Raw genomic sequence first — 25,309 nt, 5'->3', positions numbered from 1 at the left:
AGGGAATTGGGGGACAGGGGTGCGGATCCTCCTGGTCGAGGACGACCGTCGGGTGGCCGCCGCCCTCTCGTCGGCGCTCACCCGGCGCGGGTACGAGGTGGAGCACGCGGCCACCGTCGCCGCCGCGCTCTCCGCCGCCCCCTGCGACCTGGTGCTGCTCGACCTGACCCTGCCCGACGGCGACGGCACGGATCTGTGCCGGGAGCTGCGCCGGCGCAGCAGCCAGCTCGGCATCATCGCGGTCACCGCCCGCGGCGAGGAACGCGACCGGGTGCTCGGCCTGCGGCTGGGCGCCGACGACTACGTGGTCAAGCCGTTCTCGATGGTGGAGCTGCAGGCCCGGATCGAGGCGGTGCTGCGCCGGGCGGCCCACACCGTGCCGGAGCGGAACCTGATCGAGGCCGGCGCGGTCCGCATCGACGTGGGCGGGCGGACGGTGAGCGTGGCCGGTCGGCCGGTCGCCCTCACCCGCAAGGAGTTCGACATCCTGGTCTCCCTCGCCCGGCAACCCGGGGTGGCCGTGCCCCGGGACCGGATCCTGCTCGACGTCTGGGGCACCACCTGGGCCGACCGGCACACCGTGGAGGTGCACGTCGGCTCGCTGCGCGGCAAGCTCGGCGACCCGACCCTGGTGGAGACCGTCCGCGGGGTCGGCTACCGGCTCCGCGGCGAGTGAGGAGGCCGGGTGCGTCGTCGGCTGGTGATCAGCTACCTGCTGCTGATGGTGCTGGTGCTCCTGGCGCTGGAGACGCCGCTGGCGGCCACCCTGGCCAGCCGCGAGACCGACCGGGTCCGCGCCGACCGGTTGGCCGACGCCACCCGCTTCGCCTCGCTGGCCGGGCCGGCGCTACGCGGCGGCGGCCCCGGTCCGCTCGACGCCGAGCTGGGGGCCTACGACCAGCTGTACGGCATCGGCGCGGCGGTGGTCGACCGGGACGGCCGCACGGTCGTCGCGTCCCGCGGCTGGCGGGCCGGCCAGGGCACCACCTCAGCGCTGGACACCGCGCTGGCCGGGCAGCAGTTCAGTGGCCCGGAGTCGGTGTGGCCGTGGGCGCACGGGCCGGTGGTGGTGGCGGTCCCGATCAACGACGGCGGCGAGGTGCTGGGCGCGGTGGTCACCGCCACCCCCGCCGACCGGGTGCGGCGTACCGTCACGTCCTGGTGGCTGCTGCTCGCCGGGATCGGCCTGCTCGCGGTGCTGGCCTGCGTGTCGACCGCGTTCGGGCTGGCCGGGTGGGTGCTGCGCCCGGTCACCGAGCTGGACGCGGTCACCCACGAGATCGCCGAGGGTGACCGGGGCGCCCGGGTGCGCCCCCGGCTGGGCCCGCCGGAGCTGCGCCGGCTGGCGGCGAGCTTCAACAACATGGCCGACGTGGTCTCCGACGTGATGGACCGGCAGCGGGCCTTCGTCGCGCACGCCAGCCACCAGCTGCGCAACCCGCTGACCGCGCTGCGGCTGCGGGTGGAGGAACTGGGGCCGAGCCTCGCCGACGCCGACGGGCGCGCCGAGCACCGGTTGGCGCTGGAGGAGACCGACCGGCTGGCCCTGGTGCTCGACGCGCTGCTCACCCTGGCCCGCGCCGAACGGGAGGAGAACCAGCGGATCACGGTGGACGCGGCCGCGCTGGCCGCCTCCCGGGTGACCGCCTGGCAGCCGCTGGCCCGGCACCGGTCGGTCACCCTCCGGCTGGTCGGGGTCGACGCCCCGGCGTACGCCCGGACCGTGCCCACCGCCATCGACCAGGCGCTCGACGCCCTGATCGACAACGCGGTGAAGTTCAGCGGCGCCGGGGGTGAGGTGACGGTGATCGTCCGGGCGGCCGACGGGGGCACCGCGCTGGAGGTCCGGGACACCGGCCCGGGCATGACCGCCAGCCAGCTCGACCAGGCCACCGAGCGGTTCTGGCGGGCGCCGGACGTGCAGAACGTCGACGGCGCCGGGCTGGGGCTGACCATCGTCGCGGTGCTGGTGGACGCCTCGGACGGCCGGCTCACCATGCGCCAGGGCGAGCCCCGGGGACTGGTCGCCGAGCTGTGGTTCCCGGCCCCGGACGCCGGTGACGAGGTGGTCGCCGACCCGGCCGGCGGGGGCGACGGGGTGGCCGCCGACCCGGACGCCGGCGTCACGCCCGCCGGGGCGGTACGCGCCGACGCCGGTTAGGGCTTGCTCGCTCGGTACCAGTCGGCGGCCCCGGGGTGCAGCGGCAGCGGGGTGGTGACGATCGCCGAGCGGGGGCTCATCCGGCCGGCCGCCGGGTGCGCGGCGGCCAGCTCCGCCCGGCGCTCCATCAGCAGCCGGGTGACCTCCCGGACCAGCGCCTCCGGCAGGTCGGCCCGGACGATCAGGTAGTTCGGGTTCGCCACGGTGCTGACCGGCGGTGTCCCGTACACCGACTGGGGCACGTCCCGGGTCACGTAGACCTGCCCGTACGCGCGGCGCAGCGGCTCGGTCCACTCGCCCAGCTCGACGATCCGGACCGCGGTGGTGCCGGCCAGCTTCGCGACGCCGCGCACCGGCAGGCCGCCGGAGAAGAAGAAGGCGTCGATCCGGCCGGCGCGCAGCGCGGCGACGGAGTCGTCCAGGCCCAGGTGCTCCTGGCGGACCGCGTCCCCGCCGAGCCGGGCCACCGTCAGCAGCCGGGTGGCAGTGACCTCGGTGCCGGAACCCTCCGCGCCCACCGAGACCCGCCGCCCGCGCAGGTCGGCCAGCGTCCGCACCGACGCGCCGGCCGTGGTGACCAGGTGCAGCAGGTCGTCGTAGACCCGGGCCACGGCGAGCACGCCGGGCTGCTCCGGCGGCGCTGCGGGCAGCACGTCGGCCTGGGTGAAGCCCAGTTCCGCCGCGCCCGAGCCGACCAGCCGGACGTTCTGCGCGGAGGCGGCGGTGACCACCACGTCCGCCCGGACTCCGGGCAGCTCCCGGTTCAGCACGGCGGCCAGCGACTGCCCGAAGGCGTGGTAGACGGCGGTGGGGCTGCCGGTGGCGATCCGGATCCGCACCGGCTCGGCGCGCTCGTCCCGGCACCCGCCGAGCCCGGTCAGCGCGGCCACCAGCACCACCAGCGCCAGCGGCGCGGCGGCCCGGCGCCGGGCACGGAGAGACCAGCCACGACTCACGGGCTGCACTGTGCGCCGTGCACCGCCCCGCGCGCAAGCCCGGCCGGCGACCGGGACACGACCGGCCCGGTGTGTCGCCCCGTCGGCCGCGCGCTGCCGGCCGGACCGGTCAATCGGCCGGCCGCCGGCCCGGCGGAGGAGTCCTACGGTCCGGGCGGAGCAGGGGGTCAGGCGGCGGGCACGGCGGGGGCGAGGGCGGCGCTGTCCAGGATCCGGTCCCGGTGCGGGCCGTGCGCCACGCTCACCACGAAGCAGCCGGCGCCGGGCCGGAGCAACGCCGGTACCTCCAGCAGCGCGGCGCCGCGGACCAGCACCGCCGCCAGCTCCCGGTCGGTCAGCCGGACCCCCAGGATGTGCCGGCGGACGTGCCGGCCGCCGGCCAGCAGCGCCGAGCGCCAGGCCGCGGCGGCCAGCCGGGGACGCCACACCCGCCGGGCGGTGGAGGCGCCGGGCACCGGCCCGCCGAGCAGCTCCCGGCGGCCCTGCCGCCAGCCGGCCTCCAGCAGCGTCGCATACGTCGACCGGTGCTCCCGGGGCACGTACAGCCGGTGCACCTCGTACCGGCGGCGCAGCCCACCGGTGGCCAGCTCGTGCTCCACGGGCACGTCGAGCCGGCCGAGCAGCTGCCGCATCCGCTGCGCCGCGTCCTCCCGGTTGAACTCGGCGAACCCGCCCCGGTACCTGCCGACGGTCGGGCGGCGGCCGTCGGTGGCCGGCGGCGGAGTGCAGCGGACCAGGCAGGCCACCTCGAACGCGTCGGCGAGGGTCAGCCAGTCCAGCGGTGGCGGCGACGGCAGTCGGGGCCGGTCGAGCAGGGTGGTGGGTTCGAGGGCCATCGGACCGCTCCTTGTCGGCGTCGGGGTCGGGGTCCCCCTACCGTGGCCCCCACGCCGGTGCGACGAAACCGGTTCGCGCCAGCCTTGAGCAAAATTTGCGCCTACAGCTCCGTCACCACGACGTCGAGCTGGCGCGGCCGGCCGGCCGCGGCCGGCTGCTCCTCGACCGCGTACTTGAGGTCCCGCAGCGCGCCGACCAGGCCGTCCGCGGTGCGGGGCCGGGCCCCGGCGGTGAGCAGGTCGCGGACCAGCCGGCCCTTGGTCGCCTTGTTGAAGTGGCTGACCACGGCGCGGGTCACCACCCCGTCGACGACCCGCTCGTGCAGCACCCGGACGGTCACCGTCCGGGCCGCCAGCTCGCCGCGCGGGGTCCAGGTCGCCGCGTACGCGCCGGAGCGCAGGTCCAGCACCGGGCCGGTGCCGGCGGCCGCCGCCAGCGCCGGTCCCAGGGCCGCCCGCCAGTACGTCGACAGCGCCCCCACCCCGGGCAGCTTCGCCCCGATCGGGCAGCGGTACGGCGGGATCCGGTCGGTGAGTCGCACCGCGCCCCACAGACCGGAGCTGATCAGCACGGACCGGCGCGCCAGCCGCTCCGCCGCGGGCGGCAGCGTGGCCAGGTCCAGCGCCTCGTAGAGCACCCCGGTGTAGATCCGGCCGGCCGGGGCGGTGGCCGCCGCCCGGAGCCGCGCGTTGCGGCGCAACTCGCCGCGCTGCGCCTCGCTGAGGCCGAGCGCCGCCCGGGCCGCCGCCTCGTCCGGGCCGGCACAGAGCGCCACCAGGGCGGTCAGCACCTCCTCCCGGGCTCCGGTGAGCTCCGGCAGGGAGAGCCGGGACGGGTCGAGCCGCCGGCCGGCGCCGGCGTCGGCCTTCCCCTCGGAGGGCGGCAGCAGGATGAGCACCCGGCCAGCGTACGGCCCGGACTCAGCGCCACGGCCGGACGGCCGTCTCCGGGTGGTACACGCGATAACCGCCGACCTCGGCGACCACGGCGGCGTCCGCCCGGTCGCGGAGCAGCCGGCGCAGGCCGCGCTCCGCCGACGAGCCCACCTCCACCACGTAGCCCGGCCGGTCGGCCCGGCCCACCCGCTGCCAGTACGCCGGGTAGCGGTTCTGCCCCGGAGTCAGGCTGCCGTCGAGGACCCCGCAGGCCACCGCCTCCCCGGTGTTGAAGATCAGCCGGTTGCAGGTCCAGTAGTCGCCGTACACCTCGCGCAGGCCGGCCTGGCGCACCGCGTCGGCCAACTCCCGGGTGTGCCGCTCCGCTTCGCGCACCGAGCCGGCGTCGGCGACGAAGCGCGCGGTGCCCACGAGCGCGGTGGCGGCCAGCGCGGCCAGCACCACGGCCGCCACCACGCCCCCGACCCGGCCCGCCGCCCCGGCCGCGCGCCGCCCCGCGTGGGCGGCGGCCAGCCAGAGCGGCCAGAGCACCGCCGGCAGGGAAATCTGGAGCACCGACAGGTAGCGGGAGTTGCCGAGCGGATCGGCCGCGGCGAGGGGGCTGCGGACGTACGCGAGCAGGGTCAACCCGGCGCCCACGACCAGGGCGAGCTGCCCGGCCGGCCGGACCCGCTCGGCCCGGTGCGCGGCGCGCCGGTACGCGACCAGGGCGAGCAGCGCGGCGGCCAGCAGCAGCGCCGGATAGAGCGGGCCGAACCACTGCTGCCAGCGGGCGCAGCCGTCCATCGGGCAGTGCCCGGAGGCCAGCGGCACCCCCTCCAGCAGCCCGCCACGCAGCCGGTCCGACCACGAAGGCACCGGCCCGGCCTTGGTGCTGATCTCCCGCAACACCGACAGCGAATCCTGCCCGTCCGGGGCCACCAGGTTGTCCTTGATCATCGGCGCGATGCCGACCAGGAAGCCAACCACCAGCAGCACCCCCGGCCAGCCCACCAGGTCGCGGGGCGCTGCCCAGACCAGCAGCAGTCCGGCCGCCACCAGGTACGGCACGATCAGCCAGTCCGACCAGAGCGCCACCCCGGCGAGCAGGCCGAACAGGCCGGTCGCCAGCCAGCGGTGCCGGACCCGGCGCTCGGCCAGCGTGAGCCCGATCAGCAGCATCGCCACCACCGCCGGCTTCACCTCCGGGCGGCCGCCGACGACGGTGAGCTGGTCCCGGATCACCCGCTCCGAGCCGAGCGCCAGCAGGCCGACGACCAGGACGGCGAACCAGGGGGAGCAGAGCCGGCGGGTGAGCCGGTACATCAGCCAGAGGAAGAGCGCGTACAGCGCCAGCAGGGGCAGCCGCAGCACCGGCCAACTCGGCCCGGCCAGCCCGATCAGCGGGGCCGCCAGATAGGACTCCAGCATCCCCATGTAGTGCTGGCCGTAGAGGAAGACCGGCCGCTCCCGGCCGGCGGCGATGTGGATCGCGGCCAGCCCGAAGGTGGCCTCGTCGCTGTTCGACCCGGGCAGCGTGAGCAGGATCAGGACCAGCCGGTAGCCGACCCCGGCCAGCCCGAGCAGCAGCGCGACGAGCGCCGGCCGGTCGAGCGTCGGGCGCCGTCGGCCCGGATGCTGCACTGGTGTCGACACGACCAACGCCCCCGTCGTCGTCCCGACCGCAGTTTTTCACGGTGGCGACGGGCGGCGGGGGTGGATCGGCCGAGTCGGCCGGCGCTGGCTCGCGTGGCCGCTCTCGCCCAGGTGTGGCAGGGTGGCAGCGTGCCACCCACACCCGCTGGCGAGCTTGCCGTACCGAACCTGCACCGGGCCGCGCGGATCGAGGATGCCCTGCACAACCTGGTGGAACGCCGGCTGCGGCGCACCGGGTGGCAGGCCAACATCATCGCGTACGCCGGCTACGGCGCCCCGGGCTGGGCGCGGGTGCTCTGCCGGGTGCTGCTCGGCCGCCCCGACACCCGCCAGCGCGGCCGGCTGGACAAGGTACGCGGCTGGCGCAGCTTCGCCACCCTGCCCGCCAAGCACGCCACGGTCACCATCGAGGCCGGCGGCGTACGGCATGAGGCGACCGCCGACCGCAGCGGCTTCGTCGACACCGTCATCCGGGCCGACTTCGCCCCCGGCTGGGGCTCGGTACGCCTCACCGTGCCCGACGCCGAGCCGGTCGAGGCGCTGGTCCGCATCCTCGATCCGGCCGTGCGCTTCGGCGTCCTCTCCGACATCGACGACACGGTCATGGTCACCGCGCTGCCCCGGCCACTGCTCGCGGCCTGGAACACCTTCGTCCTCGACGAGCACGCCCGGGCCGCGGTGCCCGGCATGGCGGTGCTCTACGAGCGGCTGGCCACCGCGCACCCCGGCGCGCCGGTCTTCTACCTCTCCACCGGCGCCTGGAACGTCGCGCCGACGCTGACCCGGTTCCTGTCCCGGCACCTGTACCCGGCCGGGCCGCTGCTGCTCACCGACTGGGGTCCCACCGCCGATCGCTGGTTCCGCAGCGGCCGGGAGCACAAGCGGGCCACCCTGGCCCGGCTGGCCCGGGAGTTCCCGGACGTGCGCTGGCTGCTCATCGGCGACGACGGCCAGCACGACCAGGAGATCTACCGGGAGTTCGCCGCCGCCCACCCGGACAACGTGGCCGGGGTGGCGATCCGCCGGCTCTCGCCCACCCAGTCGGTGCTGGCCGGCAGCCTGCCCGCGCCGGCGGGCCTACCGTCCTCCGGGCCGGTGGGGCAGAAGTGGCTCTCCGCCCCGGACGGCGCCGGACTGTGGAAGCTGCTGCGGGAAGCGGGCCTGGTCTGAGGCACGCCCCGGCCCGCGCCCGCCGCCCGTGGGCCGGGTTGCCGTTATGCGGGAGCGGGGGACGCGGGGAGGGCCGACACCCGGATGCCGAGAGCCGCGAGGCGCTCCCGGGCGGCGGGCACCGTGACCGGGTCGGCGGCCAGCTCCACCAGCTCGCCGAGGGGCAGCGGTCGGCCGTCGTCGGTGAGCAGCTCCGGTGGGCCGGACCAGGAGTGCCGCCAGGCGGCCACCCCCGATTCCACCGCCGCCGACTCCACCGCGCCCTCGAAGGCCGCGGTCAGCTCGTGCAGGCCGTCCTCGCCGTCGGCGTCCGGGGCGAGCCCCCGGGCCAGCTCGGCGTACCGGTCGGCGGCGAAGAGGTCCAGCAGAAGGTTGAGGTCCGGGTCGGTGCGGCCGGTGAGTCGGCTCGCCGCCTGGAACAGCGGGTGGGCCAATCCGCGGGCGGTCTGGTCGGCGAGCGTCGGGGTGAGCCGGTCCCAGGGCAGCAGCCGGATCCCGGCCCGTTCGTAGCTGCCCGCCTGGAGTTGCCGGCTCGCCGCGTCCAGCTCGGGGACCAGTACGGTGGCCGGTCGGCCGTCCGCCTCCACCGGCACATCCGGCACGAACCGGAGCGCGGCGATCCGGGCGCCGATCGGCGGGTGCGACTCCCACCAGGCGGGTTCCTCCGGCGCGACCTCGATGCTCCGCTGAGTCAGCTCGTCGCGGCACTCCGCGAGGAAGGCTTCGTACCCGCCGAAGACGTCCTCGGGCAGGTGCCCCCGGTCGTACGCGGGCAGCAGGTGCCGCTCCAGGTAGGTGTCCCAGGCCGTTGCCCCTACCCGGGTCTCGCGTAGGGCGCTGACCATCGTCGCCCGACCGACGGCGGCGACCGCGGCGCGGTCCGCCTCGTACTCCATCTGCCGGCTGACGCTCTGCTCCACGGCCACGTACAGCCGCGCGTAGCCGGAGAGGACGGCGCGGAACAGCCCGTCGGTGGTGTGCTGGACGGTCTCCACCACCACCATGCGGCCGCGGTGGGCGAGCTGGGCGGTGCGGGTGTGCCGTCCCGAGTAGTGCCCCATCTCGTGCGCGAGCACCGCCCGCAACTGGTCCAGGGTGTACGACCGCAGCAGTGGCATGCCGACGACCAGGATGCGCCAGCCGGACAGCAGACCCAGCAGCCGGGACTCCTCCGTCACCCCGGCGTTGGCCTCGGCGACCAGCTGGATCTCGTCGGGTGGGCGGGTCTCCGCGCGGTCGGCCAGGTCCCGCACCAGCGCCCAGAACTCCGGGGCCCGTTCGGGGGTGAGCCGGATCCCGGCCGGGGCGTGCGGCCGGGCGGTCAACACCTTGCCCAGACCCACCGCCAGCGCGGCGAGCAGGGCGATGGCGGCGCCGATCGCCAGCGGCCGGTACGTGACCGTGCCGGAGCCGTCGGTGTCGGTGCCGACCCCGAACCCGAACGCGGCAACCGCCACCACCAGCCCGAAGGCCAGCACGTAGAACCCGACGAGCAGGGCGATGGACAGCAGCGCCCGCAGCGACGTCCTCATTGATCTCCTCCCCCGTGCGCCGGTCAGGCTAGCGACGAAGGTGGATCCCGGACAAGACCCCGTGCGGACGGGTCAGTCGCGGCGCAGCCAGAGCACGCCGAGCGGGGGCACCCGCAGCGCCGCCGAGGCCACCATCCCGTGCCAGGGCACGTTCTCGGCGTGCACCGCGCCGAGGTTGCCCACCCCGGAACCACCGTAGTGGTGCGCGTCGGTGTTGATCACCTCGGTCCAGGTGCCGCCGGCCGGCAGGCCCACCCGGTAGTCCTCCAGCGGCAACGCGGAGAAGTTCGCCACGCAGACCAGGGTGGCGCCGTCCGGTGCGATCCGGATGAACGAGACGGCGTTGTTCGCGACGTCGTCGCCGGCGATCCACCGGAATCCGGCCGGCTCGGTGTCCTGCGCCCAGAGCGCCGGGGTGGCCCGGTACGCGGCGTTGAGGTCGGCGACCAGGCGCTGCACGCCGGCCCGGGCCGGGTCGTGGGTGAGGTACCAGTCGAGCCCGCGTTCCTCGCTCCACTCCCGATCGTCGGCCAGCTCGCAGCCCATGAAGAGCAGCTGCTTGCCCGGGTGCGCCCACATGTAGGCGAGCAGCGCCCGCACGTTGGCCAGCTTCTGCCAGGTGTCGCCGGGCATCTTGCCGACCAGCGAGCCCTTGCCGTGCACCACCTCGTCATGGCTGATCGGCAGCACGTAGTTCTCGCTCCAGGCGTACGCCAGGGAGAAGGTGAGCTGGTGGTGGTGGTGCTGCCGGTAGATCGGGTCCTTCGAGGTGTAGAGCAGGGTGTCGTGCATCCAGCCCATGTTCCACTTGAAGCCGAAGCCCAGCCCGCCGTCGGCGGTCGGCCGGGTCACCCCGGGCCAGGCCGTGGACTCCTCGGCGATCATCACCACCCCGGCGTGCTGCTTGTAGACGGTGGCGTTGACCTCCTGCAGGAAGGCGATCGCCTCCAGGTTCTCCCGGCCGCCGTACCGGTTGGGCGCCCACTGGCCCTCCTGCCGGGAGTAGTCCAGGTAGAGCATCGAGGCGACCGCGTCGACCCGCAGGCCGTCGACGTGGAACTCGGCCAGCCAGTACAGGGCGTTGGCGACGAGGAAGTTGCGCACCTCGCGGCGGCCGAAGTCGAAGACGTACGTGCCCCAGTCCGGGTGCTCGCCGCGGCGCGGGTCGGGGTGCTCGTACAGCGGGGTGCCGTCGAAGCGGGCCAGGGCCCACTCGTCCTTGGGGAAGTGCGCGGGCACCCAGTCCAGAATCACGCCGATCCCGGCGGAGTGCAGCCGGTCGACCAGGTACCGGAAGTCGTCCGGGTCGCCGAAGCGGGACGTGGGGGAGTAGTAGCCGGTCACCTGGTAGCCCCAGGAGCCGCCGAACGGGTGCTCCATCACCGGCAGGAACTCCACGTGGGTGAAGCCCAGCTCGGTGACGTACGCGGTGAGCTGCTCGGCCAGCTCCCGGTAGCCGAGGCCGGGCCGCCAGGAGCCGAGGTGCACCTCGTAGACGCTCATCGGCTCCTGGTGCGGCTGCCGCCGCGCCCGCCGCGCCAGCCACGCCGCGTCCTGCCACTCGTACGTCGAGTGGTGCACCACCGAGGCGGTGGCCGGCGGCACCTCCGCGTACGCCGCCATCGGGTCGGCCTTGTCCCGCCACTGCCCGTCGGCGCCGAGGACGCGGTACTTGTACCGGGCGCCGACCTGCGCGCCGGGGACGAAGACCTCCCACACGCCGCTGGAGCCGAGCGAGCGCATCGGCCAGCCGTCGTCCGCCCCCCAGCCGGTGAAGTCGCCGACCACCCGCACGCCACGGGCGTTCGGGGCCCAGACGGTGAAGGCGACGCCCTCGTCGAAGGCCCGGGCGCCGAGCGCCTCCCAGAGCCGCTCGTGCCGCCCCTCGCCGATCAGGTGCAGGTCCAGCTCGCCCAGCGTGGGCGGGTAGCGGTACGGGTCGTCGTGCGCGACGCCGTCCACCTCGACCCGGTAGTCGAGCACCTCGCCGGGCACGACGGCCTCGAAGACCCCGACGCCGTGCACCCGCTTCATCGGGTGCCGCTCGTCGTCGACCAGCACCGCCACGTCCGTGGCGCCCCGGCGCATGGTGCGGATGGTGGTCCGCCCGCCAGCCGGGTGCGCGCCGAGGACGGCGTGCGGGTCGTGCGTCTCGCCGGCGATCAGCTGGTCCATCGTGCGTCGTCCTTCGCAGCCGGTGCGGTCGGGGCGGTGCCGCCGGAGAGCTCGGCGGGTACGTCTTCGACGGTCAGCTCCGGCGCCGCCGGCGCGGCCGGTTGCGGGGCGGGCGCCGCGGCCGGGCGGCGGACCGTCAACACGTGCGCGGGTTGCAGGTAGGGGTCGAGCCGGACCGGGTTGCGCTGCCCCCAGTCGTAGCTGGCACCGGTCAGCTCGTCGCGCACGGTGAACCGCTCGTGCCAGTCGAAGCCCAGCGCCGGCATGTCCAGCGTGGTGTTGCCCCACTGCACGGTGTGCGAGTCGAACGAGCAGACCACGATCACCGTGTTGTCGGTGTCGGGGTCGTGCTTGGACCAGCAGAGCAGCGCCGGGTTGTCGATGTCGTGGAAGCGCAGGTTGCGCAGCTGGTGCAGGGCCGGGTTGTCCCGGCGCACCCGGTTCAGGGTGGCGACGAACGGCGCCAGCGAGCGGCCCTGCGCCTGCGCCCCGGCCCAGTCCCGGGGGCGCAGCTCGTACTTCTCGTTGTCGAGGTACTCCTCTGCGCCGGGGCGGGCGACGTGCTCGAAGAGCTCGTAGCCGGCGTACATGCCCCAGGAGGGGGAGAGCAGCGCGGCCAGCACCGCGCGGATCTTGAACATCGGCGGGCCGCCGTGCTGCAACGACTCGTGCAGGATGTCGGGCGTGTTCGGCCAGAAGTTCGGTCGCATGTAGTCGGCCGCGGCGACCAGTTCCTCGCAGTACGCCCGCATCTCGGCCGCCGACGTGCGCCAGGTGAAGTACGTGTACGACTGGGTGAAGCCGACCTTCCCGAGGCCGTGCATGATGGCCGGCCGGGTGAACGCCTCGGCGAGGAAGAGCACGTCCGGGTCGACCTTCTTGACCTCGGCGATCAGCCAGTGCCAGAAGTCGAACGGCTTGGTGTGCGGGTTGTCCACCCGGAATATCCGGATGCCCTCGCCGACCCAGTGCAGCACCACCCGCAGCACCTCGGCCCGGATGCCGTCGGGGTCGTTGTCGAAGTTCAGCGGGTAGATGTCCTGGTACTTCTTCGGCGGGTTCTCCGCGTACGCGATGCTGCCGTCGGCCCGGGTGGTGAACCACTCCGGGTGCTCGGTGACCCAGGGGTGGTCCGGGGCGCACTGCAACGCCAGGTCCATCGCCACCTCCAGCCCCTGCTCGGCGGCGGCGGCGATGAAGTCGCGGAAGTCCTCCGGCGTACCGAGGTCGGGGTGGATGGCGTCGTGGCCGCCCTCGGCGGCGCCGATCGCCCACGGCGAGCCCACGTCGTCCGGCCCGGCGGTGAGCGAGTTGTTGCGGCCCTTGCGGTTGACCCGGCCGATCGGGTGGATCGGGGGCAGGTAGAGCACGTCGAAGCCCATCGCCGCGACGCCGGGCAGTCGGTCCAGCGCGGTGAGGAAGGTGCCCGAGCGGGCGGGCTTATCGACGGTGGCCGGGATCGCGCCCTCCGAGCGGGGGAAGAACTCGTACCAGGCGGAGAAGAGCGCCCGGGGGCGGTCCACCCAGAGCCGGTGCTCCTCGCCGGTGGTGACCAGCTCCCGCACCGGGTGGTCCCAGAGCAGCGGGGCCAGGTCGAGGGCCGGGGCGACCCGGGTGGGCAACGGCAGGTCGTCTTCGCGCAGCGCCTTCGCCGCCGCCCGTACCTGGTCCCGGTCACCGGCCGGGACCAGCTCCAGGGCCGCCTCCAGCACCCGGGCGCCCTCGGCCAGGTCGTTGGCCAGCTCGGCCGGGCCCTGGCCGGCGGCGACCTTCTTGGTCACGGCGTTCTGCCAGGTGAGGTAGGGATCCTGGAACGCCTCGACGGTGAAGACCCAGTCGCCGACCGCGTCCGGCCGGATGGTGGCGTGCCAGCGGTCCTGCCCGGGCTCGCCCGGCCGCATCCGGGTGAACGGGCGGGCGACGCCGTCCGGGCCGAGCCAGACCACGTTGCAGCCGAGCGCGTCGTGCCCCTCCCGGTAGGCCCGGGCCGACACCGGCACGATCTCCCCGACCACGGCCTTGGCCGGATAGCGACCGCAGGCGACGACGGGGGAGACGTCTTCGATCGGGAACCGTCCAGTCACCCCGTCAACCTACTGCGCGAGATCGCTTCGCGCTCGGGTCAACCTGCCGCTCCCACCGACCGGTACACCTCCATCGTTCGGGCCGCTACCGCGTCCCAGGAGAAGTGCTGCACCGCCCGGCGACGGCCGGCCAGGCCGAACGCCCGGGTCCGTTCCGGATCGGCGAGCAGCTCGTTGATGGCCGCGCCCAGGTCGGCCACGAAACGCTCCGGATCCAGCGGCCGGCCGCTGCCGTCGGTCGCCTGGTCGATGGGCACCAGCAGGCCGGTCTCGCCGCCGGCGACGACCTCCGGGATGCCGCCGGTGGCGGTCGCCACCACCGCCGTCTCGCAGGCCATCGCCTCCAGGTTGACGATGCCCATGGGCTCGTACACCGACGGGCAGACGAAGATCGTGGCGTGGGTGAGCACCTGGATCACCTCGTGCTTGGGCAGCATCTCCGCCACCCAGATCACCCCCGAGCGGTTGGCCCGCAGCTTCGCGACCAGCCCCTCCACCTCGGCGGCGATGTCCGGGGTGTCGGGCGCGCCGGCGAGCAGCACCAGTTGGGTGTCGGCGGGCAGGTCGCGGGCCGCCCGCAGCAGGTACGGCAGGCCCTTCTGCCGGGTGATCCGCCCCACGTACACCACGCTCGGGCGGCTCGGGTCGATCCCGAGCCGGTCGAGCACGTCGGTGCCGGTGTCCGGGGCGTACTGCGCGGTGTCGATGCCGTTGTAGACCACCCGGACCCGGTCCGGGTCGACCGCCGGATACGCGGTCAGCACGTCCCGCTTCATCCCCGCGCTCACCGCGATCACCGCGTCCGCCGCCTCCACCGCGGTCCGCTCGCACCAGGAGGAGAGCGCGTAGCCGCCGCCGAGCTGCTCGGCCTTCCACGGCCGCAGCGGCTCCAGGCTGTGCGCGGTCACCACGTGCGGCACCCCGTGCAGCAGCTTCGCGGTGTGCCCGGCCAGGTTCGCGTACCAGGTGTGGCTGTGCACCACGTCGGTGCCGGCGCAGCCGGCCGCCATCTCCAGGTCCACGCCCATGGTGCGCAGCGCGGCGTTCGCGCCGGTCAGGCCGGGCGGATCGGCGTACGCGGTGACGCCCGGCTCGGTGCGCGGCACGCCGAAGCAGTGCACCCGGACGTCGGCGAGCCGGCGCAGCTCGCGGGCCAGGTACTCGACGTGCACCCCGGCGCCGCCGTACACCTCCGGCGGGTACTCCCGGGTGAGCAGGTCAACGCGCAGGCGAGCGGAATCCGTCATGCCCCCGCACCCTAGTGCAGAAGTCCGTCCGTACGAGTGGTGAAGTTGCAGCCGGGTGGATAGCGTCGTGACATGGCTGCCAAGGTGCTCGCGATCGTCCTTGCCGGCGGGGAGGGCAAGCGCCTGATGCCCCTGACCACGGACCGGGCGAAACCGGCCGTCCCCTTCGGCGGGATGTACCGCATGGTCGACTTCGTCCTCTCCAACCTGGCCAACGCCGGTTTCCTGAAGATCGTCGTGCTGACCCAGTACAAGTCCCACTCGCTGGACCGGCACATCACCCAGACCTGGCGGATGTCGACCATGCTCGGCAACTACGTGACCCCGGTGCCGGCGCAGCAGCGCCGCGGCCCGTGGTGGTTCGCCGGCTCGGCCGACGCCATCTACCAGAGCTTCAACCTGATCAACGACGAGCAGCCGGACTACGTGATCGTCTTCGGCGCCGACCACATCTACCGGATGGACCCCCGGCAGATGGTGGATGACCACATCGCCTCCGGCGCCGCGGTGACGGTCGCCGGCATCCGCCAGCCGCTGTCCATGGCCGACCAGTTCGGGGTGATCGAGGTCGGCGAGGACGGGCGCCGGATCCGGGCGTTCCGCGAGAAGCCCACCGACGCGGTCGGGCTCCCCGACGCGCCGGACCAGATCTACGCCTCGATGGGCAACTACGTCTTCAGCACCGGTGCGCTGTGCGAGGCCGTCGAGCGCGACGCGGAGGACAAGACCAGCAAGCACGACATGGGCGGCAGCATCATCCCGATGCTGGTCGAGCGGGGCGAGGCCAACGTCTACGACTTCAAGGACAACGAGGTGCCGGGCAGCACCGACCGGGACCGCGGCTACTGGCGCGACGTGGGGACGCTGGACTCCTTCTACGACGCCCACATGGACCTGATCAACGTGCACCCGGTGTTCAACCTCTACAACTTCGACTGGCCGATCTACAGCATGCAGCCGCCGTACCCGCCGGCGAAGTTCGTCCACCAGTGGGGCGAGCGGGTCGGCCGCGCGGTCGGCTCGATGGTCTCGCCGGGCGCGGTGGTCTCCGGCTCGCTGGTGGAGAACTCGATCGTCTCGCCGAAGGTGAAGGTGCACTCCTGGGCGCACGTGGACGGCGCGGTGCTCATGGAGGGTGTCGAGATCGGCCGGCACGCGGTGGTCCGCCGGGCCATCCTGGACAAGAACGTCTACGTCCCGGAGGGCGCCGAGATCGGCGTCGACCTGGAGAAGGACCGGCAGCGCTACACCGTCTCCGACAACGGCATCGTCGTCATCGGCAAGGGCCAGCGCGTCGAGCCCTGAGCCCCGCCAGTCCCGCAACCGCAACAGTCCGTCAGGAGGATCATCAGTGGCCCATCCCCGTGCCGGCCAGCCCGCCGAGCCTGCCGACCTGGTCGACGTGCCCCGGCTGGTGACCGCCTACTACGCCGAGCACCCGGATCCCGCGGACCCGGCGCAGCAGGTCTCCTTCGGCACCTCCGGGCACCGCGGCTCGTCGCTGAAGAACGCCTTCAACGAGGACCACATCCTCGCCGTCACCCAGGCGCTCTGCGACTACCGCCGGGAGCGCGGACTGGACGGGCCGCTCTTCCTGGCCCGGGACACCCACGCGCTCTCCGCCCCGGCCGAGGCCAGCGCGCTGGAGGTGCTCGCCGCCAACGACGTCACCGTGCTGCGGGACAGCCGCGACGGCTACACCCCGACGCCGGCCGCGTCGCACGCGATCCTCACCCACAACCGGGGCCGCAGCAGCGGGCTCGCCGACGGCATCGTGATCACCCCGTCGCACAACCCGCCGGAGGACGGCGGCTTCAAGTACAACCCCAGCCACGGCGGGCCCGCCGACGCCGACGTCACGAAGTGGATCCAGGACCGCGCGAACGCGATCCTCGCCGCCGGGCTCAAGGAGGTGAAGCGGATCCCGTACGCGCGGGCCCGCGCCGCCGACACCACCGGGGCGTACGACTTCCTCGCCCACTACGTCGACGACCTGCCGGCCGTGCTGGACATCGACGCGATCCGGGACGCCGGCGTGCGGATCGGCGCCGACCCGCTGGGCGGGGCCAGCGTCGCGTACTGGGGGGAGATCGCCGAGCGGCACCGCCTCGACCTGACCGTGATCAACCCGACGGTCGACCCGACCTGGCGGTTCATGACGCTCGACGGGGACGGCCGGATCCGGATGGACTGCTCCTCGCCGAACGCGATGGCCTCGCTGATCGCCGCCCGCGCCGACTACCAGGTCTCCACCGGCAACGACGCCGACGCCGACCGGCACGGCATCGTCACGCCGGACGGCGGGCTGATGAACCCGAACCACTACCTGGCGGTGGCGATCGGCCACCTGTTCCGGACCCGGTCCGCCTGGGGGCCGGCCGCCGCGGTCGGCAAGACGCTGGTCTCCTCCTCCATGATCGACCGGGTCGCCGAGGACCTGGGCCGGCCGCTGCTGGAGGTGCCGGTGGGCTTCAAGTGGTTCGTGCCCGGGCTGCTCGACGGGGCGGTCGGCTTCGGCGGCGAGGAGAGCGCCGGCGCGTCGTTCCTGCGCCGCGACGGCAGCACCTGGACGACCGACAAGGACGGCATCCTGCTCTGCCTGCTCGCGTCGGAGATCATCGCGACCACCGGACGGAGCCCCAGCGAGCACTGGGCCGAGCTGGCCGGGCGCTTCGGCGCGCCCGCGTACGCCCGGATCGACGCCCCGGCCAGCCGGGAGCAGAAGGCGGTGCTGGCGAAGCTCTCCCCGGACCAGGTGACGGCGACGGAGCTGGCCGGTGAGCCGATCACCGCCACCCTCACCGCCGCGCCCGGCAACGACGCCCCGATCGGCGGTCTCAAGGTGACCACGGAGTCCGGCTGGTTCGCCGCCCGCCCCTCCGGCACCGAGGACGTCTACAAGATCTACGCCGAGTCGTTCCAGGGCCCGGAGCACCTGGCCCGGATCCAGCAGGAGGCCAAGTCGCTGGTCGACGGGGTGCTCGCGCAGGCCTGAGCCGGTTGCCCCGGTCCGTGGGCCAGCGCTTCGTCAGCAGGGCGGCTCCGACTCCCGCTGGTCGCGCTCCCGCCGCAGCTCCTCCGGGAGCAGCTCGCGTAGCTGGTCGGGGAGGAACGGCAGGTCGAGCAGGCTCAGCTTCAGCTGGTTGCGCTCCTGGTGGCGCCGCGGGTCGAAGCGGACCACCAGGCCGGCGTCCCGGCGATAACTGATGTCCACCGCGCCCTCGGTCGCCGCGTCCCGGAACACCAGCCCGTCCATCTCGATGGCCACCGCCGCGGAGTGCGGCCGCAGCTCCAGCCGGATGCTCTCCTCCGGGGAGAGCACCACCGCGCGGGAGATGCCGGCCATCGGCGACGACGGGGTGACCACCACCGCGTCCGCGGCCGGGGAGATCAGCGGGCCGCCCGCGGCGTAGCTGTACGCCGTGGAACCGGTCGGCGTGCTGACCACCAGGGCGTCGCAGCGGTAGTAGCCGTACCGCTGCCCGTTCACCGCGAGGGTGGCGGTGACGAAGCCGGAGCCGGGCTGGCGGACCATCGCGATGTCGTTGAAGGCCACCACGTCGTCGCCGCACACGTCGCAGGCCAGGCAGGCGTGCGACTCGATGGTGAAGTTCTTCGACAGCAGCCGGCTGAGCGCCTCCGGCAGCGCCCGCGGGTCGACCTCGACCAGGAAGCCGAGCCGACCCAGGTGCACCCCGAGCACCGGTTTCGGGTCGCGCACGGCCGAGCGCAGCGCGCCCAGCATGGTGCCGTCCCCGCCGATGCTGATCAGGGCGTCCGCGCGGCCCGCGAGCTCCCGTTCGGGGACCGGCGCGACGCTCGACGGCACGCGGTGCTTGTCCTCGGCGCGCACCATCAGCGACTTGCGGTGGCGCGACGCCCACCGCTCGATGATCCCGACCACCTCGGAGACGTCCCGGGTGGGGTGCAGCACCAGACCCAGTCCCGCCACCCGTACAGCTCACCACACCGGCGTGCGGATCGTCCGGCGTACCGGCGAAGGTGCGCCGGCGGTGGCCTCCCACCGCCGGCGCACCCGCGGACCGCTACCGGAGCGGCGCGCCGGTCAGGTGGCGCAGTGACCGGGCGACCAGGTCGTCCCGGGCCGCCGGGGCCAGCCCTTCCAGGCCGAAGCCGAGGTAGACGCTGTCGTCGGTGACCACCGCCGAGCCCTCCTCGAACGCCTGCTGGCTGCGCGTCCAGTCGTTCGGCGCGCCGGCGGAGCCGGCCGGCGGGCCGGCCACCGTCCAGCCGCCCAGGTCGGCGGTCTCGAACGAGGTCTCCGCGAGCACGGCCCCGTCGGCGATCACCCGGGCGTCGTCGAGGAAGACCCCGAGACCCTGGGTGCCCCAGTCGGAGACGTACGAGATGGAGAGCTCGACCTTCTTGCCGGCGTACGCCGACAGGTCGACGGCGAACTCCTGCCACCCGCCGGAAGCCCCGGTGGCCGCGTTCCAGGTGCCGGTGCTGCCCGTGGGGGAGCAGTCGGCGCCCTGGTAGTGGCCGAGGAACGGGTGCAGCTGCGTCACCCAGCCGGACTGGCAGCTCTCCCCGGTGGCGGTGCCGGTGTGCCCGTTGAGGTCGGGCAGCGTGGTCCACTGGTCGCTGCCCACCTCGTGCGCCTCGACGAACAGGAAGTCCCAGTTCTGCTCGACGTCGTACGAGGCGAAGAAGCGCAGCTGGCCGCTGCTCGCCCCGGCCAGGTCGACGGTCCTGGTGAGCCGCTTGTACGACTCGTCGGCCCGGCCGCTGTACAGGTACCAGTCGCCGGTCCGCGGGTCGAACGGCGCCGCGCCCGGCCGCGCCCAGTCCACCGCCGCCGAGCTGGCGAACTGCGGGAACTGCTCCGGCGGCAGGAAGCTCGAGGTGGTGAGGAACGAGGCGGTGTGGTCCTGGTTGCCGGCCGACCCGGCCGCGTTGAGCTGCCCCTCGAAGCCGGCGAACGCTCCGTCGGAGCCGCGCACCGGGTACGGGTCGCCGTCCGGGTCGGTGCCGCCGCCGCTGACGTAGTTGTACGCGCCGAGGTAGTACTGCTGGAAGTCGTTCAGCAGCGGCAGGCAGGCCACGTCGTCCGGGTCGGTGCACTCCGGCGGGGCGCCCGGCCGGTAGACGTACGAGCCGTTGGCGCCCTGGGCGAAGAGCGCGTACTTGCCGCTGACCAGCACCTTGCCGCCCTCGTTGAGGTAGTCGCGGACGGCCAGCTCGGTGGTGAGCGCGGCCTCGGCGGCGGTGCCGCCGACCTGGCCGGGGGAGCGGAGGATGATGTCGTCCCCGGTCTCCCAGACCACCGCCCGGTAGTGCGAGAGCACGCCGAGCGGGTGCGGCGCCCGGCGGCCCATCGCGTCGAAGTCGTACACGTCGGCGCGGTGGCCGGCGGCCTCGACGGAGGCGGCGATCTGGCCGGCGTACTTGGCGGTGGTGGCGGTCTGCGCCGGGCTCAGCCCGGTCACGTCCTCCGCCGCGAGCACCAGCACGTCACCGCCGATGTCGGCGTGCACCCGGTAGGTGAAGTGCTCGCTGGCGACGGGGCCCTGGCGGGGCTTGACCCCGGTGAACCAGACCTCCACCCGGTCACCCGGTTTCGTGCCGGTCACCGTGCCGCGCAGCTCGGCGTAGTAGTCGTCGTTCGTGTCGCCGTACCGCTCGCCGCCGCGCCACTCGCGGACCGCCACGGTCTTCGGCCGGCCGCCGTTGACCACGTAGTGCATCCGGACGTCCTCGAGCGTCCGTCGGGTGATCGACGCGACCTGCTGGGTCCGCCCGTACGAGGTGTCGAAGGCGTCGACCCGGAAGTCCGGGGTGCTCCGGCCGACCACCGACACCGGGTCGTCCGGGTCGGCCGCCGACTTGGCCACCGCGAGGGCGAACGGCAGGTTCTTCGCCACCTCCGCCGAGATCAGCTTCTCGTCGTCCGGGAAAATGAAGCCGCTGACGCAGTCCTCAGGACGCCACTGGTCGTCCGGATCGGACGCCGCGGCGGTCTGGCAGGTGGACATCTCGGGGGTGAAGCCGAGGGTGCCGTACCGGACCTGGGCGTGCGAATCGGTGTCGCCGTTGGTGGTGTACAGCTCGGCGGAGATGTCGGGGTCGTAGCCGGGCACCGCCGGGTGCGCGTCGTCGCCGGCCATCGCCTCGTAGATGACGTCGTCCGGGGTGGGCGTGCTGACCTGCCAGCCGACGCCGTAGAGCAGCAGCTGGGCGGCGGAGTGGTAGTTGACGAAGAACTCGAAGCCGACCCGCGTGAAGAGCCGGTCCAGGGCCTTGGTCTCGGGCTCGGAGTTGGGCCCGGTGCCGCGGTAGGTGTCGCTGTTCGGCTCGGGCGAGGAGCCCTCGTCGTCGTAGCCCCACTTGTAGCTGTAGTTGCGGTTGAGGTCGACGCCGTCGGCGCTGGTGATCTGGCCGTCCCCGTCGTTGTCGCGGAGGTTCTTGCGCCACAGCCGGTTGTCGGGGGTAAAGGTGTGGTCGTAGCCGTCGGGGTTGGCCACCGGTAGGAACCACAGCTCGGTGGTGTCGACCAGCCGGGTGATGTCGGCGTCCGTGCCGTAGTTGTCCAGCACGTGGTGCAGCAGCCGGCGGGTCATCTCCGGGGTGATCCACTCCCGGGCGTGCTGGGTGCTGGCGTAGAGCACCGACGGGCGCTTCCCGTCCGGCAGCGTGCGGGCGTTCTTCGTCACCTTGACGGCGAGGATGGGTTGCCCCTGCACCGTACGGCCGATCGTCTCCACCTTGGCCAGCCCGGGGAACCGGGCGGCGGTGGCGGTGATCTCGTCCCGGATGCCGCCCGGCTCGCTGTACGAGCGGAACGCCGTCCAGCCGGCCGCGGCCTGCTCCCGCAGGGCCTGCGAGGCGTCCTTGCCGCGCACCTTCTTGACGGTCAACGGGACACCCTGGCCGGTGAGCCGGGCCGCCTCGCGCCGGGTGAGCACGGTCTCGATCGTCGTGCCGCCGGTCGCGTCGATGGAACGGTGATCCTCGTCGAGGTCGACCCCGGCGGCCCGCAGCCGGTCGAGCTGCTCGGCGTTGACCGTGCCGACGTACACCTCCAAGCCGTCGCGGCCGCCCGGATCGGACGGTGGCCGCGCGCTCGCCGGTGCGGTCAGCGCCATCGCGCCGACCAGAGTGAACACGCCGGCGATCGCCAGTCGCGTCGGTCTCATCGCGCCCCCTTTGGTGGAAGGACCTGTGACGCGAGCCTGTCGGTGACGGTCAGCCATGTCAATGTCTCCATGCGTGTCTTCCGCACGGAAGGTCGCTGAACGGGAGCGCGGTGGGCCGATCGGGTACGCCGACCAGGGGTGGACCGGCCTGGTCCACCCCTGGTCAGCTGCGGCTCAGCGGGACAGTGGCAGCCGTACGGCGCCGTCCGCGACCGGACGGTCGCAGAGCATCGCGAGCTTCGCGATGACCTTCTCCGGATCGTCGAACGGGTCGAGGCCGGTGACCTCCGTCGGCTCCAGCGCGGGGACGGTCACCTGCGAGATCAGCGGATGCAGCGGGCGGACGTCGGCCTCGCCCGTGCCCAGCAGGTCCTCGTGCAGCTTCTCGCCCGGGCGCAGTCCGGTGTAGATGATCGGCACGGGGCTCGCCGCCTGCCCGATCATCTGCCGGGCCAGGTCCTCGATCCGCACCGGCTCGCCCATGTCCAGCACCAGCGCCTCGCCGTCCCGGCCGATCTCGGCTGCCTGAAGCACCAGGTGCACGGCCTCCTGCACGGTCATGAGGTAGCGGGTCACGTCCGGGTGGGTGACGGTCACCGGCTGCCCGGACTCGATCTGCCGCTGGAACGCCGTCACCACCGAGCCCCGGCTGCTGAGCACGTTGCCGAACCGGACGCTGAGGAAGGTGCCCGGGTACGCCGCCGCGGCGTGCGCAGTGAGCCGCTCGGTGATCCGTTTCGAGTAGCCGAGGACGCTGACCGGGTCGGCCGCCTTGTCGGTGGAGATGTTGACGAAGCGGGCCACGTCGCGGCAGGCCTCCAGCACCGACAGCGTGCCCCAGACGTTGGTCTTGACCGCCTCGCCCGGGTGCCGCTGGAGCAGGGTGAGGTGCTTCAGCGCCGCCGCGTGGAAGATGATCTCGGGGCGCCGCTCCCGGATGATCTGTTTGATCCCCGCGTCGTCGCGCAGGTCGGCGAGGATCAGCTCGGGGCCGTCGAGCAGCGCCCGCCCGTGCAGCGACATCTGCAGCGCGTGCAGCGCGGACTCGTCGCGGTCCAGCATCATCAGCTCGCCCGGGTCGGCCCGCATGATCTGCCGGCACAGCTCCGAGCCGATCGAACCGCCGGCGCCGGTCACCAGGATCCGTCGTCCGGTCAGCCCGTTACCGGTCAGGGTGAGGTCACCGACCACCTGCCGGCGGCCCAGCAGGTCACTGATCCGAACGTCCCGGACATCGGTGACGGTGATCCGGTGGTCGACCAGTTCCCGTACCGGCGGCAGCACCTTGAACGCGGCGCCGGTCCTGAGCGTGGCCTCCCGGATCTGCCGGATGAGCGCGGCGTCGGCGTTCGCGACCGAGAAGATCAGCGTGGTGGCGCCTGTGCGGCGGATCGCGGTGCCGACGTCGTGTCGCCCGCCGAGCACCCGGACGCCGCCCACCCGCAGGTCCCGCTTCGCGGGGTCGTCGTCCAGGACGCCGACGGGGAGATAGCGGCCCCGGGGGTCGCTGAGCATGGCGCGGAGCAGGCCCTGGCCGGCGTTGCCGAGGCCGAACAGCAGGACCGGGGTGGCGGAGCGGGCGTCCGGTCGCATGGCCAGGTCGTGGCGGTGCCGGTAGACGTACCGCGCGGCGAACATCAGCAGCAGGGCGAGCGCGCCGCCGACGAGCGGGGCGCTGGCCGGCACCGGCCGCTCGGCCGGCGGCAGCAGGGCCAGCAGGGCCAGCAGGGCCGTGGCGGCCGCGCTGCCGGCCAGCCCGCGAATCTCCTGCAGACTGCCCAGCGGGTGCCGTCCTGAATAGATCCGGCGGATGCCGGCGACGACGACGTGCAGCGCGGCGGCACCCGCGCCGACCGCGGCGGCGCGGGTCGCCTGGCCCGCGGTCAGGTCGAACTCGTACCGGGCCCACGCGGCGGCGAGGAACCCGCCGATCCAGGCTGCCGCGTCGGTGGCGAGGAAGCCGGTGGCGCGCTGGCGCGCCCGGCTCCGGGGTGTCGTTTCGGTGCGATCTGCCTCGGGGGGCATCTACCACTCCCTGTCGCGGTCCGGGGTACCTCCGCCTGCGGCGGAGACATCTCCTGAGGGTCAACATCTGCTTACAGGGAGTTCTGAGCTGTTTGGGGGAGTTTCAGGTATAAAGTCCGATTCTTTCCCTCGCGAGAGCACGGTCGGCCGTTCCGGCATCGGCCCGTCCGACCCGGTGCGCGGAGCGGCCGGCACCGATCCGGTACCGTCCCGGCCACGCTGCGGCGCCAGGTCGTCCAACACCCGCTGAAGGCGGGCCGCCATCGCGGTACGGGACCGGTTCGCCTCGATGAACCGCCGGCCGCGCGCACCCATCTCGCGCAGCACCGCGGGTTCCCGGTCGACCAGCTCGCGCAGCCCCACGACCAGCTTCCCCGGGGGCACCGCCGCGCCCGAGTCGGACGCCCGCACGATGTCGTGCGGCTCGCCCGGGCAGTTCGTCACCACCGGGATCCCGGCGGCCAGGTAGTCGTAGAGCTTGTTCGGGCTGGCACCCAGCCGGAACACCTCCGCGTCGGCGAGCGCGTGCACCCCGATGTCCGCCCCGCCCAGGACGCCGGCGAACTCGGCCTTCGGGATCATGTCCAGGAAGTGCACGTTGGACAGCCCTTCGGCGGTGGCGCGCGCCACCAGCCGGGGCTTGTCGATGCCGTCGCCGATCAGCGCGAAGGTGTGCTGCGGCAGCTCCGCCGCCGCGTCCAGCAGCTCGTCCAGGCCGTTGGCCTGACCGTGCGCGCCGGCGAACACGATCAGCCGGCCGCGCACCGGCAGTCGGTCCCGCAGCGGGGGGTACCGGTCGGGTCGCAGGGTGAACGCCGACGGCTCGGCACCGTTGCTCACCCAGATCAGCTTGTTCTCGTCCACGCCCAGCGACCGGAAGTAGGAACGCCAGCCCTCGGCCACCATGACGATCCGGTCGGCCCGCCGGTACAGCCACCGCTCCAGGCCGGAGAGCATCCGGTGCATCGCCGACCCCCGCCGCAGGTAACCCGTACCCACCATCGACTCCGGCCAGAGGTCCCGGATCTCCAGCACGAACGGCACCCGCCAGACGGCGGCGGCCAGCCAGCCCGCCACCGGGGCGAGAATGTGTGGCGACGAGGCGTACACCACCGTCGGGCGGCGGCGCAGCATCGACCGGACCAGCGCGCCGGCCGCGTAGCCCAGCCAGTTCAGCACCCGGCGGTGGTCGTTGCGGGTGTAGCCGGGTACCCGGACCCGGACGAAGTTCGGCTCCCGGCCGGTGAAGCGCCGGCGCGAGTACACGTCCCGGTCCGCGGCGACGATCGTCCAGTCCCAGTCGCGCAGTCGGCTGAACAACTCCACGTGCCGGGTACCCCCCGGTTCGGACAGTGGCTTGGCATAGTGGTTGAGCACCAGCACGTGTCGGCGGTTGCGCGGCGGTCGGGTCACGGTGGGTCCTTCTCCAGATGT

At 73.7% G+C, this 25,309-nt stretch carries 17 protein-coding genes; 5 read left to right on the top strand and 12 right to left on the bottom strand.

The features are described from left to right. Positions 1–19 precede the first annotated feature (19 nt). The gene (locus I8N68_RS14815) at positions 20–676 is read left to right on the top strand and encodes a response regulator transcription factor (protein WP_200210556.1); all 657 of its coding nucleotides are present in this window, start codon (positions 20–22) and stop codon (positions 674–676) included. A 9-nt stretch (positions 677–685) separates the two neighbouring features. Continuing rightward, positions 686–2,161: a sensor histidine kinase gene (locus I8N68_RS14810; RefSeq protein WP_200210555.1), complete on the top strand. Its 1,476-nt coding sequence runs from the start codon at positions 686–688 to the stop codon at positions 2,159–2,161. Here I8N68_RS14810 and I8N68_RS14805 read toward each other — a convergent pair. The 4 genes from I8N68_RS14805 to I8N68_RS14790 form a co-directional block, all read right to left on the bottom strand. Then, complete coding sequence (locus tag I8N68_RS14805; RefSeq protein ID WP_372433722.1) at positions 2,158–3,126, bottom strand: TAXI family TRAP transporter solute-binding subunit; 969 nt, start codon at positions 3,124–3,126, stop codon at positions 2,158–2,160. The two genes, I8N68_RS14810 and I8N68_RS14805, sit on opposite strands and share 4 nt — an antisense overlap. A gap of 158 nt (positions 3,127–3,284) precedes the next feature. Continuing rightward, complete coding sequence (locus tag I8N68_RS14800) at positions 3,285–3,953, bottom strand: hypothetical protein (RefSeq protein ID WP_200210553.1); 669 nt, start codon at positions 3,951–3,953, stop codon at positions 3,285–3,287. Between the two features lie 101 nt (positions 3,954–4,054). Next, positions 4,055–4,852 (bottom strand): peroxide stress protein YaaA, encoded by a 798-nt coding sequence (gene yaaA / locus I8N68_RS14795; RefSeq protein ID WP_200210552.1) that lies wholly within the window; start codon positions 4,850–4,852, stop codon positions 4,055–4,057. A gap of 22 nt (positions 4,853–4,874) precedes the next feature. Further along, positions 4,875–6,491: an ArnT family glycosyltransferase gene (locus tag I8N68_RS14790; RefSeq protein ID WP_234039732.1), complete on the bottom strand. Its 1,617-nt coding sequence runs from the start codon at positions 6,489–6,491 to the stop codon at positions 4,875–4,877. A gap of 123 nt (positions 6,492–6,614) precedes the next feature. Here I8N68_RS14790 and I8N68_RS14785 point away from each other — a divergent pair, with 123 nt between their 5' ends. Further along, positions 6,615–7,655 (top strand): App1 family protein phosphatidate phosphatase, encoded by a 1,041-nt coding sequence (locus I8N68_RS14785; RefSeq protein ID WP_200210550.1) that lies wholly within the window; start codon positions 6,615–6,617, stop codon positions 7,653–7,655. Between the two features lie 44 nt (positions 7,656–7,699). Here the strand turns inward: I8N68_RS14785 and I8N68_RS14780 are convergent, their stop codons facing one another. The 4 genes from I8N68_RS14780 to glgA all read right to left on the bottom strand — a co-directional run bounded on the left by I8N68_RS14780 (position 7,700) and on the right by glgA (position 14,693). After that, positions 7,700–9,187: a M48 family metallopeptidase gene (locus I8N68_RS14780; protein WP_200210549.1), complete on the bottom strand. Its 1,488-nt coding sequence runs from the start codon at positions 9,185–9,187 to the stop codon at positions 7,700–7,702. A gap of 72 nt (positions 9,188–9,259) precedes the next feature. Further along, positions 9,260–11,362, bottom strand: a complete 2,103-nt coding sequence (gene glgB / locus I8N68_RS14775) for a 1,4-alpha-glucan branching protein GlgB (RefSeq protein WP_200210548.1) — start codon at positions 11,360–11,362, stop codon at positions 9,260–9,262. Further along, positions 11,350–13,446, bottom strand: a complete 2,097-nt coding sequence (locus tag I8N68_RS14770; RefSeq protein WP_200210547.1) for an alpha-1,4-glucan--maltose-1-phosphate maltosyltransferase — start codon at positions 13,444–13,446, stop codon at positions 11,350–11,352. Before I8N68_RS14770 ends, glgB begins: the two co-directional genes overlap by 13 nt. 38 nt (positions 13,447–13,484) lie before the next feature. Continuing rightward, positions 13,485–14,693 (bottom strand): glycogen synthase, encoded by a 1,209-nt coding sequence (gene glgA, locus I8N68_RS14765; protein WP_234039731.1) that lies wholly within the window; start codon positions 14,691–14,693, stop codon positions 13,485–13,487. 72 nt (positions 14,694–14,765) lie between these two features. On the opposite strand from glgA, the gene glgC reads away from it, so the two are divergent. Both glgC and pgm read left to right on the top strand, forming a co-directional pair. Next, a complete protein-coding gene (gene glgC / locus I8N68_RS14760) occupies positions 14,766–15,998 on the top strand; it encodes a glucose-1-phosphate adenylyltransferase (RefSeq protein ID WP_200210546.1) in 1,233 nt (410 codons plus the stop codon). A gap of 46 nt (positions 15,999–16,044) precedes the next feature. Continuing rightward, the gene (gene pgm / locus I8N68_RS14755) at positions 16,045–17,688 is read left to right on the top strand and encodes a phosphoglucomutase (alpha-D-glucose-1,6-bisphosphate-dependent) (RefSeq protein WP_200210545.1); all 1,644 of its coding nucleotides are present in this window, start codon (positions 16,045–16,047) and stop codon (positions 17,686–17,688) included. A 33-nt stretch (positions 17,689–17,721) separates the two neighbouring features. Here the strand turns inward: pgm and I8N68_RS14750 are convergent, their stop codons facing one another. The 4 genes from I8N68_RS14750 to I8N68_RS14735 form a co-directional block, all read right to left on the bottom strand. Beyond that, a complete protein-coding gene (locus I8N68_RS14750; RefSeq protein ID WP_234039761.1) occupies positions 17,722–18,636 on the bottom strand; it encodes an NAD(+)/NADH kinase in 915 nt (304 codons plus the stop codon). Positions 18,637–18,739: 103 nt separating this feature from the next. Next, positions 18,740–21,850: a M14 family metallopeptidase gene (locus tag I8N68_RS14745; RefSeq protein ID WP_200210543.1), complete on the bottom strand. Its 3,111-nt coding sequence runs from the start codon at positions 21,848–21,850 to the stop codon at positions 18,740–18,742. Between the two features lie 174 nt (positions 21,851–22,024). Beyond that, on the bottom strand, positions 22,025–23,875 hold the full coding sequence (locus I8N68_RS14740) for a nucleoside-diphosphate sugar epimerase/dehydratase (protein WP_200210542.1): 1,851 nt from the start codon (positions 23,873–23,875) through the stop codon (positions 22,025–22,027). Positions 23,876–23,935: 60 nt separating this feature from the next. Further along, the gene (locus tag I8N68_RS14735) at positions 23,936–25,288 is read right to left on the bottom strand and encodes a glycosyltransferase family 4 protein (protein WP_200210541.1); all 1,353 of its coding nucleotides are present in this window, start codon (positions 25,286–25,288) and stop codon (positions 23,936–23,938) included. Positions 25,289–25,309 lie beyond the last annotated feature (21 nt).

The organism is Micromonospora coerulea (assembly GCF_016598485.1).
Lineage (GTDB): Bacteria > Actinomycetota > Actinomycetes > Mycobacteriales > Micromonosporaceae > Micromonospora > Micromonospora coerulea.
This window is presented reverse-complemented; position numbering and strand designations above follow the sequence as displayed.

Bases quoted from the DNA above. Each gene is read 5' to 3' on its own strand.
- I8N68_RS14800 (WP_200210553.1), bottom strand. From the start codon at position 3,953: ATGGCCCTCGAACCCACCACCCTGCTCGACCGGCCCCGACTGCCGTCG.
- I8N68_RS14780 (WP_200210549.1), bottom strand. From the start codon at position 9,187: ATGAGGACGTCGCTGCGGGCGCTGCTGTCCATCGCCCTGCTCGTCGGG.
- glgB (WP_200210548.1), bottom strand. From the start codon at position 11,362: ATGGACCAGCTGATCGCCGGCGAGACGCACGACCCGCACGCCGTCCTC.
- glgA (WP_234039731.1), bottom strand. From the start codon at position 14,693: ATGACGGATTCCGCTCGCCTGCGCGTTGACCTGCTCACCCGGGAGTAC.
- glgC (WP_200210546.1), top strand. From the start codon at position 14,766: ATGGCTGCCAAGGTGCTCGCGATCGTCCTTGCCGGCGGGGAGGGCAAG.
- I8N68_RS14745 (WP_200210543.1), bottom strand. From the start codon at position 21,850: ATGAGACCGACGCGACTGGCGATCGCCGGCGTGTTCACTCTGGTCGGC.
- I8N68_RS14740 (WP_200210542.1), bottom strand. From the start codon at position 23,875: ATGCCCCCCGAGGCAGATCGCACCGAAACGACACCCCGGAGCCGGGCG.